The sequence below is a fragment of the Pseudomonas sp. UBA6276 genome, assembly GCF_002438365.1.
GTDB classification, from domain to species: domain Bacteria; phylum Pseudomonadota; class Gammaproteobacteria; order Pseudomonadales; family Pseudomonadaceae; genus Aquipseudomonas; species Aquipseudomonas coleopterorum.
This window is the reverse complement of sequence record NZ_DJUS01000147.1, coordinates 1-14,991: the sequence shown is the minus strand read 5'-3', so window position 1 is coordinate 14,991 and position 14,991 is coordinate 1. Positions and strand designations below refer to the sequence as shown.

Sequence of the window (14,991 nt, the reverse complement as noted above, 5' to 3'; positions counted from 1 at the left end):
GAAGACACCTGGACCGAGCACGAAGAAGACATGTGGCGTTGGACGGTCTCGCCGGAGAACGCCCCGAATACCCCGCAGTATCTGGAGCTGACCTACCGCAACGGCGACATCGTCGCGCTGGACGGCGTCGAGATGACACCTGCCACCGTGCTGGCCACCCTGAACCGTATTGGCGGCGAGCACGGCATCGGCCGGCTGGACATCGTCGAGAACCGCTATGTGGGGATGAAGTCCCGGGGTTGCTACGAAACCCCAGGCGGCACCATCATGCTGCGCGCCCACCGTGCCATCGAATCCATTACCCTGGATCGCGAAGTGGCGCACCTCAAGGACGAGCTGATGCCCAAGTACGCCAGCTTGATCTATACCGGCTACTGGTGGAGCCCTGAGCGCGTGATGCTGCAGCAGATGATCGACGCCTCCCAGGTCAACGTGAACGGTGTGGTCCGGCTCAAGCTGTACAAGGGCAACGTGATCGTCACTGGCCGCAAGTCTGATGACTCGCTGTTCGACGCCAATATCGCGACCTTCGAGGAAGACGGCGGCGCCTACAACCAGGCCGACGCGGCGGGCTTCATCAAGCTCAACGCCTTGCGTATGCGCATTGCCGCGAACAAGGGCCGCACGTTGTTCTGACAGCTGTTTTCACAGCAGCGGTCGCGACACCCGCCAGGCGTGTCCCGAAAACCCCGGTCTCGACCGGGGTTTTTTATTATCCCAACAGTACCGTCCACTTCAGTCGGTTCGGTTGCAACGCCGCGACCTGGCAATTGAGCCTGGCCAATCGCGCTGCCAGCGCATTGGACAAAGGGGGCGGGGGAGTCTGTCCTACCAGCACGATCAGCAGAGGTCTGGCGTGCTTGCGCGTCTCGAGCGCACTGGCCAGCCGTTCAAGATTGGCCGTCATGCGCGCTCGCGTTGGCAGGGTACTGGTGTCGATGATGTGCAAGTCGTTGTGCGCCAGCGTCACCCGATTGTCGACATGATGTTTATGAACGTCCACTTCGGTATCCAGACTTTCCATGAAGTAAGCCGAACTTTCGAAGTCCGATGGCGAGTAAAGCGCTCGGCGATTGAAGTTGAGCGTGGCGAAAAAAAGAATGGCCAGGAAAGTTGGAAAGCCCACCAGAAACCATATATAGATCGTCTGGCTGGTTTCATCCAGAAAGGGCAGGCTGGCCAAGGCGGATGCCTCGACCATCGCCGTGAACAAGGCGATGATGCCGAGCGGGTTGGGACGGGTGATTTTCTTGTGGGCCACGAATGCCTCGCAGGGCCGCATGCGGCCGATGGTTGCTTGGCCACCGATAGTAGTAGGCTCGCCGGGCTGCGCAGGATGCATAATTATCCAACCGACAAAGCTGCCGGACCCTGAGTGGGCAGAAGGCGTCAATAGCCGTCGTGAAGGCTCTGGCGCGGCGCTTTGCGTCCGAAATGGCGAGCGTTTCCAGGTGGTATTTATCCTGCAACAGCTTGGCTGGTTTACAGGGCACGGCTCAATTGAAGCGGCAGGGCAATTATGCAATGCTCCTGCTCCTTAGTTTCATAAGCAGAGCTCGAAGCCGTCAGGCACTGTACAAGAATTTTCACAGGCTCAATATGTAGGAATATTCTCCTGTCATTGTAGGAAGTGTCTTAGTTATTGCCTGCCCGGATTCTGAATCGTCGAAGACGGCAGGTGTCTGGGGTAATGTGCGGGCTCTAGAATTCGAACCGCGAAAAATTGGATCCTCCCATGAATAAAGTGCTGATCGTGGACGATCATCCGGTCATCCGCCTCGCCGTGCGGCTGCTGATGGAGCGCCATGGCTACGAGGTGGTGGCCGAGACCGACAATGGTGTCGATGCGCTGCAACTGGCCCGTGACCATGCCCCGGACATCGTCATCCTCGACATCGGGATTCCCAAGCTCGACGGGCTGGAAGTGATCAGTCGGCTGACGGTGAGCGAACCCCAGCTCAAGGTGATGGTGCTGACCTCGCAGGCGCCGGGGCATTTTTCCATGCGCTGCATGCAGGCGGGTGCGGCGGGTTATGTGTGCAAGCAGCAGGATCTCACCGAGTTGCTCAGCGCGATCAAGGCGGTACTGTCCGGTTACAGCTATTTCCCCAACCAGGCCTTGCACTCGGTGCGAGCGAGCCTGGGCAATGCCTCGGAGGCCGACATGGTGGATCGCCTGTCGGGGCGAGAAATGATGGTGTTGCAGCAACTGGCCAAGGGCAAATCGAACAAGCAGATCGCCGATGGCATGTTTCTGAGCAACAAGACCGTGAGCACCTACAAGACGCGCTTGCTGCAGAAGCTCAATGCCCGGTCGCTCGTCGATCTGATCGAGTTGGCTCAGCGCAATGGGTTGGCCTGATCTGCAGGCAGGCCGTGTGGCCTATAGATCGAAATCGTAGTCAGCCAACTGCCGTTGCAGACGTCTTTCCTCGAGCAGGTTATCGATCGTACGGCGCTTGCTCAGATTGCTCTTGACGGGCTCGACGACGGGCTCGGCTTCTTCACTCTCAGCGGTGATGAAGTCGTCTTCCGTTTCCAGCACTTCTTTATCGGTACTCATGACATCAGCTCCAGGCATGTGCTGCCAATGGCGGACCTTATAGCGATATTCGAAGACGTCGTAAAAAAGATTTTTTCAATCGAGAGCCGAGCTCTTACAGGCAACCTCAATCGTCGCTGGTCTTGTGCTTGTATTCACACAGGTCTTCGATGCGACAGCTGCCGCAGCGGGGCTTGCGTGCCTGGCAGACGTAACGCCCGTGCAGGATCAGCCAGTGATGCGAGTCGAGCAGGTAAGGCCGAGGGACGAACTTCATCAGTTTCCGTTCAACTTCCACCACGTTCTTGCCGGGGGCGATTCCGGTCCGGTTGCTAACGCGGAATATGTGCGTGTCGACGGCCATGGTCAGTTGTCGAAACGCCGTATTGAGCACCACGTTGGCGGTCTTGCGGCCGACCCCTGGAAGCGCTTCGAGGGCCTCGCGGGTTTGTGGCACCTCGCCGCCGTGCCTTTCGACGAGCAAGCGACAGGTCTCGATGACATTGCGGGCCTTGCTGTTGTAGAGACCGATGGTCTTGATGTAGCTCGATAGCCCCTCGACACCCAGCGCATGCATCGCCTGGGGCGTCGGCGCGACGGGAAACAGCTTCGCAGTCGCCTTGTTCACACCGACGTCGGTGGATTGCGCAGAAAGAATCACCGCGATCAGCAATTCGAAGGGTGAACCATAGGCCAGTTCAGTCTTGGGCTCAGGGTTGTCTTCGTGAAGCCGGCGGAAGATTTCCTGGCGTTTCGTGGCGTTCATGGGGCGGATTCGTCCTTCGCGGGCGGGGCTAGAGTGATTGAAGCGCTGTGAGCCGCTCTTCAGCGGCCTCATGTTCGCGGCTCAGAGCGTCGAGTATGAGGTACTGCTCGAACGTGGGCGGTGTCACGAAAGCCTTCTGGGTTTTCGCCAACTGCGCACGGCTCATAGCCACGGCGATTTTCGCCTGTTTCAAGGCTGCGTCGCCAGTGCTCGCCTTGGCCGCCTTCGCTGCCTTGATCCGCTCGATCGCCGACAAGGCCGGGGACGGCGGCACCGCGAGGGTAGCCGGTCGCTGCGGCCTGTGTGATCGCTCGGCCTGCCGTGCCGCCTGGACCTGCTGCAGGCGCAGGTTCCGGGCTTCGTAGCGTTGTCGGGCGCGATCGCGCTTGTGCATACGCACACGCTGCTGTTGCGTGCTGCAGCCGGGGTCGCTCGCCAACGAAGTGAACGCTGACGCTGGCGCGGGGCGCATTTCGATGCAATCGACAGGGCAGGGTGCAACGCACAGGTCGCAACCGGTGCATTCGTCGACCAGCACGCTGTGCATCAACTTCGCCGCGCCGAGAATGGCGTCGACCGGACAGGCCTGGATGCACTTGGTGCAGCCGATGCATTCAGCTTCGCGGATGTAGGCGATCTGGGCGGGGGCCGTACCATGGGTCGGGTCCGGCGCCAGCACCGGTACCTCAAGCAGCTGCGCCAAGGCAGCGATGGTTGCCGTACCCCCCGGCGGGCAACGGTTGATCGGCTCGCCGGCCACGATGCCGGCTGCGTAGGGCCGGCAGCCAGCATGGCCACATTTGCCGCACTGAGTCTGTGGCAACAATGCGTCGATGCGTTCGATCAGGTTCATGGGCGGCCGGATTGCGGAGGGAGCAGGTGGTGAGATGGGCAGCGATCCTGCCGCTTGTCTTGCGATGAAGACAAGCGGCAGGGCGTGTGAACCTGAACCTATTTGATGCGCTGGCCCGGCTTGGCGCCGCTGTCGGGGCTGAGCAGGTAGATCTCCTCGCCGCCAGAGCCTGCGGCCATGACCATGCCCTCGGAGACGCCGAAGCGCATCTTGCGAGGCTTGAGGTTGGCAATCATCATCGTCAGTCGACCCTCCAGCGCAGCCGGATCCGGATAGGCGCTCTTGATCCCGGAGAAGACGTTGCGTTGTTCATCACCGATGTCCAGGGTCAGACGCAGCAGTTTGTCCGCGCCTTCGACCGCTTCGGCCTTGAGAATCAGGGCAACGCGCAAATCGACTGCGGCGAACGCATCGAAATCGATTTCGGCAGCCAATGGCTCCTTGGCCAGCTCACCGTTACCAGTGGCAGCCACGGCAGGATCCTGAGCAGCGGCCAGGTCCTGCTTGGAAGCGTCGGTCATGGCCTGCACCTTGACCGGGTCGATGCGGGTCATCAATGCCTGGAACGGGTTGAGCGAGTGCTCGGCGAGCCAGGTAGTGTGGTCGTTCCAGGTCAGTGGCTCGACATTGAGGAAGCGTTCGGCGTCCCGTGCGAGCTCGGGCAGGACCGGCTTGAGGAAGATGATCAGCTGGCGGAACAGGTTGATACCCGCTGCGCAGACGGCCTGCACTTCGTCGGCGCGGCCTTCCTGCTTGGCCAGCGACCAAGGTGCTTTCTCGGCGATCCAGGCATTGGCGCGGTCGGCCAAGGCCATGATTTCGCGCATGGCGCGGGCGAAGTCGCGCACTTCGTAGGCTTCGGCGATGCTGGGCGTTGCGTCCAGGAATGCCTGGGTCAGCTCCGGTGCGGCATTCGCGGCGACCAATACGCCGTTGTTGCCCTTGTGGACGAAACCGGCACAACGGCTGGCGATGTTGACCACCTTGCCGACGAGGTCGGAATTGACCTTCTGCACGAAGTCGTCGAGGTTGACGTCCAGATCGTCCACGCCACGGCCCAGCTTGGACGCGAAGTAGTAGCGCAGGTACTCGGGCGCCAAATGATCCAGGTAGGTACGGGCCTTGATGAACGTGCCACGGGACTTGGACATCTTTTCGCCGTTGACCGTCAGGAAGCCGTGCACGTTGAGCGCGGTCGGCTTGCGGTAGCCGGCGCCTTCGAGCATGGCTGGCCAGAACAGCGCATGGAAATTGATGATGTCCTTGCCGATGAAGTGGTAAAGCTCGGCCGTGGAATCCTTGGCCCAGTAAGCATCGAAGTCCAGTTCCGGACGGCGGGCGCAGAGGTTCTTGAAGCTGGCCATGTAGCCGATCGGCGCGTCCAGCCACACATAGAAGTATTTGCCGGGTTCGCCTGGAATCTCGAAGCCAAAATACGGTGCATCGCGGGAAATATCCCACTCCTGCAGGCCCGCGTCGAGCCATTCGGCGATCTTGTTGGCCACAGCGTCCTGCAAGGTGCCACTGCGGGTCCAGCCTTCGAGCATCTGCTGGAAGTCGGGCAGCTTGAAGAAGAAGTGCTGGGAGTCCTTGAGTACGGGCGTGGCGCCCGAGATCGCCGATTTCGGGTCCTTGAGCTCGGTGGGTGCGTAGGTAGCGCCGCATTTCTCGCAGTTGTCACCGTACTGGTCGGGCGCTGCACACTTGGGGCAGGTGCCTTTGATGAAACGGTCGGCGAGGAACATCTGCTTCTGCGGGTCGAAATACTGGGTGACCGAGCGCTGGGCGATATGGCCGGCCTCGCGCAGCTTCAGGTAGATCTCGCTGGACAGCTCGCGGTTTTCTTCACTGTGGGTAGAGTGGAAATTGTCGAAGTCCACCAGGAAGTCGGCGAAGTCGGCGCTGTGCTCGGCCTTGACGTTGGCGATCAGTTGCTCGGGCGTGATGCCTTCCTTTTCCGCACGCAGCATGATGGCCGAGCCATGGGCGTCGTCTGCGCAGACATAGACGCACTGATTGCCGCGATGCTTCTGGAAGCGCACCCACATATCGGTCTGGATGTACTCCAGCATGTGGCCAAGGTGGATGGAACCGTTGGCATAGGGCAGGGCGCTGGTGACGAGAATCTTGCGTGGCTCGGACATGGGGCTCGGCTACTGGAAGTGAAACGAAGACCGAACACTATAAAGGCGCGAGGGGATTTTTTCACCTCTTGTCAGGGACTGCGATGCCGCCAGCCAGTGGGGGGCGCTTTGTCATGGCCTGCATGGCTGCGACAAAATGTCTCAAGTTGCCGCCGCGGCTGCCGACAACCTGGGATTAGGAGACCTCCCTCATGATTCCGCCCCTGATTCCGATCAGCGTCGTGCCGGTGACCTCGCAACTCGACCCGGTCAAGCCAACGCCGAGCATCGCACCTGTGGCGCCGGCTCAGCCAGGCTCCAATGACAATGCCATCGATCTGCGTCATCACGATGCTGATCAAGCAGCGCTGGTGCTGCGCGAGGAGCAGCGACGGCGTCAGCGCGAAGGCCGACCACCGGATCCGGACGAGCACGCGCCGGTGCCGGGCGACTCGCTCAACGCCGACAACACGGTACCGGTGGCCCCCTTGGTCGAGGACCCGCCGCGCCAGGGACTGTGGGTCGACATCCAGGTCTAGTCAGGGCCGTTCGCGCGCTGCATCATGAACGATCCTTTTCGCCACCGATTCGACACCGCCATGAGCCAAGACGACAACCTGATCGATTTCGCCAGCGAACGCGGCAAGCGTATCCACGATCTCAAGGACAAGCGCCTCAACGAGATGCGTCAGGCCTTCGAACAGGCGCTGCCTCTGGACCCGGCCAAGTCCAGGAAAAAGACCAAGAAGCCGAAGAAGCGTTGACCCAGGTCAATCCAGGCAACGGCGTGCCCGCGTAGGGTGACGTTTCGAGTGGATGCGGGAACGACCAGCGATGATGTTCGATGACATTTTTTTTGCCGGGGCACTGACCTTCGGCCTCGCGACCTTGCTCACGGTCGGCGTTGCGCTGTACATCTGGAGAGATTCCTACAGTGACCGGTGAGCGGTGACTGATCAACGAAAGGGGCGACCAGGGTCGCCCCTTTTTTGTGGGTCGCGTTCAGCCGATGGTGATGGGTGGCGGGCTGACCAGGGTGACGGTCTGCTGCTTGCGTGGGGCAAGGATTTCAGCTTCGCCGTCGACGACCAGCTCATCGCGCTGGTTGAACACGCGGGTGGCGATGCGGACACGGAACTTAGGCAGCTTTTCGAGGATTTCCAGGCGCACGGTCAAGGTGTCGCCCAGTTTCACCGGTTTCTGGAAGCTCATCTGCTGACCCAGGTAGATGGTGCCCGGCCCGGGCAGCTCGCAAGCGACAGCGGCGCTGATCAATGCACCGCTGAACATGCCATGGGCGATGCGCTCCTTGAACANNGACATCGCGGCGAACAGCTGGATGTCGCGCTCCTGCACGGTCTTGCTGAAGCTGGCGGTCTGGCCGACTTCGAGCGCTTCGTACGGAGTATTGCTGACTTGGGTCATGGGGGTGCGGGTTCCTTGGCTTGACGGGACCGGTGCCGCGTCAAATAGATTCACGATGTTAACAGGAGGGTCGTGCGCATTTGCGTCGGTTGCGGCAGCTGCTAACGTCGGCAGCATACCGCAGGCGCAATGGCCGGGCGGGCTTCGAATCAGAGGACAATAATAATGCATCCTGATTTCTGGAACGACAAGCGCCCGCCGGGCGTGCCCCACACTCTTGCGGTCGGTGAATTCACCTCCATTGTCGATGTGTTCGACCGCTCCTGTACCACCTTCGCCCAACGTCCGGCCTTCAGCAACATGGGCGTGACCCTGAGCTATGCCCAGCTCGACCGGCACTGCGCCGCTTTCGCCAGCTGGTTGCAGCAGCACACCGACCTGGTCCCCGGCGACCGCATCGCGGTGCAGTTGCCCAACGTCCTGCAATACCCCATTGCGGTGTTCGGTGCATTGCGCGCCGGCCTGGTGGTGGTCAATACCAACCCTTTATACACCGCGCGCGAAATGCGCCATCAGTTCTCCGATTCCGGGGCACGGGCGCTGGTCTACCTCAACCTGTTCGGCGACAAGGTCGAGCAGGTGCTGCAGGACACGAAGCTGGAATACCTGATCGAAGCCCGTCTGGGCGACCTGATGCCCGCTGCCAAGGGCTGGCTGGTCAACACGCTGGTGAGCAAGGTCAAGAAGCGCGTCCCTGCCTACCATTTGCCCCAGGCGATACCCTTCAAGACGATTCTGGCGCAAGGCGCGGGGTCGTCACCCCGTCCGGTGACGCCGACCCTTGATGACCTCGCGGTGCTGCAATACACCGGCGGCACCACCGGGCTGGCCAAGGGTGCCATGCTCACTCATGGCAATCTGGTCGCCAACATGCTGCAGGTGAGGGCCTGTTTCCGCCAGCTCGACGAGCAGGGCCAGACGATCCTGCGCGAAGGCCAGGAGGTGATGATCGCGCCGCTGCCGCTCTACCACGTGTACGCGTTCACGGCGAACTGCCTGTGCATGATGGTCACCGGCAACCATAACGTGCTGATCACCAACCCCCGCGATATCGGCGCCTTCATCAAGGAGCTGAAGAAATGGAAGTTCACCGCCTTGCTGGGCCTGAACACGCTGTTTGTGGCATTGATGGAGCATGCCGAGTTTCGATCCCTGGACTTCTCCCATCTCAAGGTCACCAACTCCGGTGGTACGGCGCTGGTCAAGGCCACGGCCGAGCGCTGGGAAAGCCTGACCGGCTGCCGCATCGTCGAAGGCTACGGCCTGACCGAGACGTCGCCGGTGGCCTGCACAAATCCCTATGGCCAGAGCGCGCGCATCGGCAGCGTGGGCATTCCCGTGGTCGGCACCGGGCTGAAGGTGATCGACGACCAAGGGGCCGAGTTGCCGCTGGGCGAGCGTGGCGAGCTGTGCATCCAGGGTCCGCAGGTGATGCGCGCCTATTGGCAGCAGCCCGAGGCGACCGCCGAGGCGCTGGACGCGCACGGCTGGTTCAAGACCGGCGACATCGCCGTCATCGATCCCGATGGCTATGTGCGCATCGTCGACCGCAAGAAGGACCTGATCATCGTTTCAGGTTTCAACGTCTATCCGAACGAAATCGAGGACGTGGTCATGGCGCATCCTCAGGTGGCCAATTGCGCGGCCATCGGGGTAGCGGACGAGCGCTCCGGCGAGGCGGTCAAGCTGTTCGTGGTGGCCCGTGATCCACAGCTGACCACGGCTGAGCTGATGGCCTACTGCAAGGCCAACTTCACCGGCTACAAGCTGCCACGGGAAATCGTCCTGCGCGACGCCTTGCCAATGACACCCGTGGGCAAGATCCTGCGACGTGAACTGCGCGACGGTTGATGCACCGAACAGGGGGCGTGGCGGGCGTGGCGGGCGTTGCAGAGGGGCGCCAGCGAGCCCGAATACAACCTGGATCCGCTGTGACTGGAACTGCCAATCCGGTCACAATGGTTACCGTCTGGCCACCTTCAGCCTCTAGTCGCCTCATGGCAAAGCTGCTACTCTCGGCGCGCTTTTCGGCATTCGGACCTGTATGGGTCGTGCTGACATATCAATAATAATCGCATCGAATGCGGTGAAGATTCGCTGGCGCTGGAGGAGTGGGCTTCCATGATCGAAAATTTCTGGAAGGATAAGTATCCGGCTGGAATCGCGGCGGATATCGATCCAGACATGTATCCCAATATCCAGGCGGTGCTCAAGCAGTCCTGCCAGCGCTTCGCCGACAAGCCGGCGTTCAGCAACCTGGGCAAGACCCTCACCTACGGTGAGCTTTACGAGCTATCGGGAGCCTTCGCCGCCTATCTGCAGCAGAACACCGACCTGGTGCCGGGTGATCGCATTGCGGTGCAGTTGCCCAACGTCCTGCAGTATCCGGTGGCGGTCTTCGGTGCGATTCGCGCAGGCCTGGTGGTGGTCAATACCAACCCGCTGTATACCGCGCGGGAAATGGAGCACCAGTTCAAGGACTCCGGCGCCAAGGCCCTGGTGTGCCTGGCCAACATGGCGCACCTGGCGGAAAAGGTCGTCCCCAAGACGTCCGTCCGCCATGTCATCGTCACTGAAGTCGCCGACCTGCTGCCGCCGCTCAAGCGTCTGCTGGTCAACAGCGTGATCAAGTACGTGAAGAAGATGGTCCCGGCCTATCATCTGCCACGGGCAGTGAAGTTCAACGATGTGTTGAGCAAGGGGCGCGGCCAAACTGTCAACGAGGCCAACCCGGCCAGTTCGGAAGTGGCCGTGTTGCAGTACACCGGCGGCACCACCGGCGTGGCGAAGGGGGCGATGCTCACCCATCGCAACCTGGTGGCCAACATGCTGCAGTGCAAGGCCTTGATGGGTTCCAACCTCGACGAAGGCTGCGAAATCCTGATCACGCCGCTGCCGCTCTACCATATCTATGCCTTCACCTTTCACTGCATGGCCATGATGCTGATCGGCAACCACAACGTGCTGATCAGCAACCCGCGCGACTTGCAGGCGATGGTCAAGGAACTGTCGAAGTGGAAGTTCAGCGGCTTCGTCGGGCTCAACACGCTGTTCGTGGCCCTGTGCAACAACGAGGCGTTTCGCAAGCTGGACTTCTCGGCGCTGAAAGTCACGCTGTCGGGCGGCATGGCCCTGCAACTGGCCGCCGCCGAGCGCTGGAAAGAAGTGACCGGCTGCGCCATCTGCGAAGGTTACGGCATGACCGAAACCAGCCCGGTGGCGACGGTCAACCCCAACCAGCGCATCCAGATCGGTACCATCGGCATTCCCGTGCCGTCCACTCTGGCCAAGATCATCAACGATGCAGGCGAAGAACTGCCATTGGGTGAGATCGGCGAGTTGTGCATCAAGGGCCCGCAGGTCATGAAGGGCTATTGGCAGCGCCAGGAAGCCACGGCCGAGATCCTCGATGCGCAGGGCTGGCTGAAGACCGGCGACATTGCGCTGATCCAGCCCGATGGCTACATGCGCATCGTCGATCGCAAGAAGGACATGATCCTGGTCTCGGGCTTCAACGTGTACCCCAACGAACTCGAGGACGTCCTCGCCACCTTGCCGGGCGTGCTGCAGTGCGCCGCCATCGGCATACCGGACGAAAAGTCCGGCGAGTCGATCAAGATTTTCGTCGTGGCCAAACCTGGTGTCACCCTGACCAAGGAAAAGGTCATGGAGCATATGCGCGCCAACGTCACTGCCTACAAGGTGCCGCGCACCGTTGAATTCCGTGATGTGCTGCCGACCACCAACGTGGGCAAGATCCTGCGCCGCGAGCTGCGCGATGAAGAACTGAAGAAACTGGGCATCAAGAAATCGGCTTGATCCCTGCCGGGTGCCGGGTGCTACCGACACAACCCCCGCAAATCTGCGACAATTGCGGGGTGTGACCTTCGACGTACCCCACCAAGACCTCTGCGTACCTGATGACCGACCAAACCGCTTCGATTGACCAGCTTCTGAAAAACCTCGACCAGGCCATGATCGGCGACCGTCACCGCCTGCGCCGGCAGCTGCATGAACTGCGCAAACGGCCCGACGAGGCGAAGCTCGGCCAGTGGGTCGAGAAAGTGCAGGCCTCGTTCGCCCGCGTCGAGGCGCGCCGGCTCAGCGTGCCGACGGTGCGCTACGACGACAGTCTGCCCATTGCCGCCAAGCGCGACGAAATCAAGAAAGTGCTCGCCGAGCACCAGGTGCTGATCATTGCCGGCGAAACCGGGTCGGGCAAGACCACCCAGTTGCCCAAGATCTGCCTGGAGCTGGGCCGCGGCCAGCATGGCCTGATCGCCCATACCCAGCCACGCCGGATCGCTGCGCGCAGCGTGGCCAGTCGTGCCGCCGAGGAATTGGCGACGCCACTGGGCGGGTTGGTGGGTTACCAGGTGCGTTTCGAAGACCAGAGCGATGCCAATACCCTGGTCAAGCTGATGACCGATGGCATCCTGCTGGCCGAGACCCAGCACGACCGTTTTCTCGAGCGCTACGACACCATCATCGTCGACGAGGCCCACGAGCGCAGCCTGAACATCGATTTTCTGTTGGGCTACCTGAAGACCCTGCTGCCACGGCGTCCCGATCTGAAGGTCATCATCACGTCGGCCACCATTGATCTGCAGCGCTTCTCCGAGCATTTCGACGATGCGCCGATCATCGAGGTGTCCGGGCGCACCTTCCCGGTCGACACCTGGTACCGACCGCTGACGGCCGAGCAGGACGAGGAAGGCAATCAGATCGAGAACGACCTGACCGTCGACCAGGCGATTCTGGCGGCGCTGGACGAAATCGCCGCCTTCGAGCGCAGCGAGCGCAAGACGCCGGGCGACGTGCTGGTGTTCCTGCCCGGCGAACGCGAGATCCGCGATGCTGCCGACATGCTGCGCAAGGCTCAGTTGCGGCACACGGAAATCCTGCCGTTGTACGCGCGCCTGTCGCCGGCCGAGCAGCAGCGCATTTTCCAGTCCCATCCCGGGCGCCGCGTGGTGCTGGCCACCAACGTGGCGGAGACCTCGCTGACCGTGCCCGGCATCCGCTACGTGATCGACAGCGGTACAGCGCGCATCAGTCGCTACAGCTACCGGGCCAAGGTCCAGCGTCTGCCGATCGAGGCGGTGTCCCAGGCCAGCGCCAATCAGCGCAAGGGTCGCTGTGGCCGAGTCGAGCCCGGCATCTGCATCCGCCTGTACAGCGAAGAGGATTTTCTCTCGCGCCCCGAATTCACCGATCCCGAGATTCTGCGCACCAACCTGGCGGCGGTGATCCTGCAGATGCTCCACCTGCGCCTGGGCGAAATCGACCGCTTCCCGTTCATCGAGCCACCGGACGGCAAGGCCATCAGCGATGGCTTCAACCTGCTGCAGGAGCTGTCCGCGGTCAACCGCGAGAACCAGCTGACGCCGATGGGCCGACAGTTGGCGCGCTTGCCGATCGATCCACGGCTGGGGCGCATGCTGCTCGAAGGCGCGCGTCAGGGCAGTTTGCAGGAAGTGCTGATCATCGCCAGCGTGCTCTCGGTGCAGGATCCGCGCGAGCGTCCGCCCGAGCGTCAGCAGGCGGCCGACCAGGCCCACGCGCAGTGGAAGGATGCCGACTCCGATTTCGCCGCGCTGGTCAACCTGTGGCGTGGTTTCGAAACCCAGCGTCAGGAACTGGGCTCCAGTGCCTTACGCAACTGGTGCCGTAAACAGTTCCTCAATTACCTGCGCCTGCGCGAGTGGCGTGATGCACACCGTCAACTGAGCCTGATCTGCCGTGACCTGCAACTGCAGGTGAACAAGGACGCCGCGGACTATCCCAAGTTTCACAAGGCGGTGTTGTCCGGCCTGCTCAGCCAGATCGGCCAGAAAACCGAAGATGGCGACTATCTGGGCGCGCGTCAGCGTCGCTTCTGGGTGCATCCGTCGTCGGGCATGGGGCGCAAGAAGCCGCAGTGGCTGATGGCCGCCGAGCTGGTCGAAACGACCAAGCTGTATGCGCGCATGGTCGCCAAGATCGAGCCGGACTGGATCGAGCCGCTGGCAGTTCACCTGATCAAGAAAAACCATTTCGAGCCGCATTGGGAGAAGAAGCGCGGTCAGGTGGTGGCGTTCGAGCAGATCACCCTCTACGGCATGATCGTGGTTGGCCGTCGTCCGGTGCATTTCGGGCCCATCGATCCGGTGGCGTCGCGCGAGCTGTTCATTCGCGAAGGGCTGGTGCGCGGCGAGATCCAGTCGCGAGCCAAGTGCCTGACGGCCAACCGCCAACTGCTCGAGCAGCTCGACGAGCTGGAGGCCAAGGCCCGGCGACGCGACATTCTGGCCGACGAAGAAACCCTCTACGGGTTCTACGAGGCGCGCCTGCCCGCCGAGATCCACCAGACGGCGACGTTCGACAGCTGGTACAAGGTCAACAGCCAGAAGAACCCCGATCTTCTGATCATGCGCGAAGAGGACGTACTGGCCCGCGAGGCCAGCGAAGTCACTGCCGCGCAATACCCTGACACCCTGCGTCTGGGCGATCTGAGCCTGCAGCTGAGCTACCACTTCGAGCCCAACCACCCTCGCGACGGTGTCACTCTGCGCGTGCCCGCGCCGCTGCTGCCGGCCTTGCCGGGCGAGCGCCTGGAATGGCTGGTGCCGGGGTTGCTGGAGGCCAAGTGCATTTCCCTGGTGCGCAACCTGCCCAAAGCCCTGCGCAAGAATTTCGTGCCGGTGCCGGACTTCGTTCGCGCCGCCCTCGCACGTCTGACCTTCGGCGAAGGCTCTTTGCCCCAGGCTCTGGGCCGCGAACTGCTGCGCATGACCGGCGCGCGGGTCAGCGACGAGGCATGGGCCGAGGCCGCGCAGCAGGTCGACAGCCATCTGCGCATGAACATCGAAGTGCTCGACGGCCAAGGCAAATTTCTCGGTGAAGGACGTGATCTGGCCGAGCTCACCGCGCGTTTCGCCGAGGCCAGCAGTGCGGCATTGGCGGTGCCGAATACCGCGAAGAGCCAGCAACCGGTGCAGGCCAAGGCGTTCGCCAAGGTCGAACAGACCACCCAGCAGAACATCGCCGGACTGTCGATGACGGTCTACCCGGCCTTGGTCGAGGAAGGCGGCACGGTCAAGGAAGGGCGGTTCTCGACCAGCGCCGAAGCCGAGTACCAGCACCGACGCGCCCTGCAGCGGCTGCTGCTGCAGCAACTGGCCGAACCGGCCAAGTTCCTGCGCAGCAAGTTGCCGGGCCAGACCGAACTGGGCCTGCTGTACCGAGAACTCGGCCGTGTCGAAGCACTCGTCGAGGACATCCTGCTGGCCAGCCTGGACAG

11 protein-coding genes and 2 pseudogenes are annotated in these 14,991 nt (G+C 61.9%); 7 read left to right on the top strand and 6 right to left on the bottom strand.

The window, feature by feature from the left end; genetic code table 11:
• A pseudogene (locus B2V21_RS17145) lies at positions 1 to 636 on the top strand (argininosuccinate synthase domain-containing protein); the annotation flags it as partial.
• Positions 637 to 712: 76 nt separating this feature from the next.
• On the opposite strand, the gene B2V21_RS17140 reads toward B2V21_RS17145, so the two are convergent.
• Entirely contained in the window at positions 713 to 1,261 is a 549-nt protein-coding gene (locus B2V21_RS17140) for a hypothetical protein (protein WP_152965747.1), read from the bottom strand.
• Positions 1,262 to 1,735: 474 nt separating this feature from the next.
• Here B2V21_RS17140 and B2V21_RS17135 point away from each other — a divergent pair, with 474 nt between their 5' ends.
• The gene (locus tag B2V21_RS17135; protein WP_049861113.1) at positions 1,736 to 2,362 is read left to right on the top strand and encodes a response regulator transcription factor; all 627 of its coding nucleotides are present in this window, start codon (positions 1,736 to 1,738) and stop codon (positions 2,360 to 2,362) included.
• Between the two features lie 21 nt (positions 2,363 to 2,383).
• On the opposite strand, the gene B2V21_RS17130 is transcribed toward B2V21_RS17135, so the two are convergent.
• The 4 genes and pseudogenes from B2V21_RS17130 to metG all read right to left on the bottom strand — a co-directional run bounded on the left by B2V21_RS17130 (position 2,384) and on the right by metG (position 6,305).
• Entirely contained in the window at positions 2,384 to 2,563 is a 180-nt protein-coding gene (locus B2V21_RS17130; RefSeq protein ID WP_049861112.1) for a PA3496 family putative envelope integrity protein, read from the bottom strand.
• Positions 2,564 to 2,669: 106 nt separating this feature from the next.
• A complete protein-coding gene (nth, locus tag B2V21_RS17125; protein WP_049861111.1) occupies positions 2,670 to 3,308 on the bottom strand; it encodes an endonuclease III in 639 nt (212 codons plus the stop codon).
• A 34-nt stretch (positions 3,309 to 3,342) separates the two neighbouring features.
• Positions 3,343 to 4,161: pseudogene (locus tag B2V21_RS17120) on the bottom strand (RnfABCDGE type electron transport complex subunit B); the annotation flags it as partial.
• Between the two features lie 98 nt (positions 4,162 to 4,259).
• On the bottom strand, positions 4,260 to 6,305 hold the full coding sequence (gene metG / locus B2V21_RS17115) for a methionine--tRNA ligase (RefSeq protein ID WP_286917494.1): 2,046 nt from the start codon (positions 6,303 to 6,305) through the stop codon (positions 4,260 to 4,262).
• 191 nt (positions 6,306 to 6,496) lie between these two features.
• On the opposite strand from metG, the gene B2V21_RS17110 reads away from it, so the two are divergent.
• Both B2V21_RS17110 and B2V21_RS17105 read left to right on the top strand, forming a co-directional pair.
• A complete protein-coding gene (locus B2V21_RS17110; RefSeq protein ID WP_049861108.1) occupies positions 6,497 to 6,823 on the top strand; it encodes a hypothetical protein in 327 nt (108 codons plus the stop codon).
• A 24-nt stretch (positions 6,824 to 6,847) separates the two neighbouring features.
• Positions 6,848 to 7,048, top strand: coding sequence for a hypothetical protein (locus B2V21_RS17105; protein WP_049861107.1), 201 nt, complete (start codon positions 6,848 to 6,850; stop codon positions 7,046 to 7,048).
• A gap of 238 nt (positions 7,049 to 7,286) precedes the next feature.
• On the opposite strand, the gene B2V21_RS17100 is transcribed toward B2V21_RS17105, so the two are convergent.
• The gene (locus tag B2V21_RS17100) at positions 7,287 to 7,709 is read right to left on the bottom strand and encodes a MaoC family dehydratase (protein ID WP_286917493.1); all 423 of its coding nucleotides are present in this window, start codon (positions 7,707 to 7,709) and stop codon (positions 7,287 to 7,289) included.
• A gap of 165 nt (positions 7,710 to 7,874) precedes the next feature.
• On the opposite strand from B2V21_RS17100, the gene fadD2 reads away from it, so the two are divergent.
• From fadD2 to hrpA, 3 genes are all read left to right on the top strand, one after another.
• Positions 7,875 to 9,560, top strand: coding sequence for a long-chain-fatty-acid--CoA ligase FadD2 (gene fadD2 / locus B2V21_RS17095; protein ID WP_286917492.1), 1,686 nt, complete (start codon positions 7,875 to 7,877; stop codon positions 9,558 to 9,560).
• A 270-nt stretch (positions 9,561 to 9,830) separates the two neighbouring features.
• Positions 9,831 to 11,528, top strand: coding sequence for a long-chain-fatty-acid--CoA ligase FadD1 (gene fadD1 / locus B2V21_RS17090; protein WP_049861104.1), 1,698 nt, complete (start codon positions 9,831 to 9,833; stop codon positions 11,526 to 11,528).
• Positions 11,529 to 11,629: 101 nt separating this feature from the next.
• On the top strand, positions 11,630 to 14,991 hold a 3,362-nt coding region (gene hrpA, locus B2V21_RS17085; RefSeq protein ID WP_286917491.1), incomplete at its 3' end, for an ATP-dependent RNA helicase HrpA.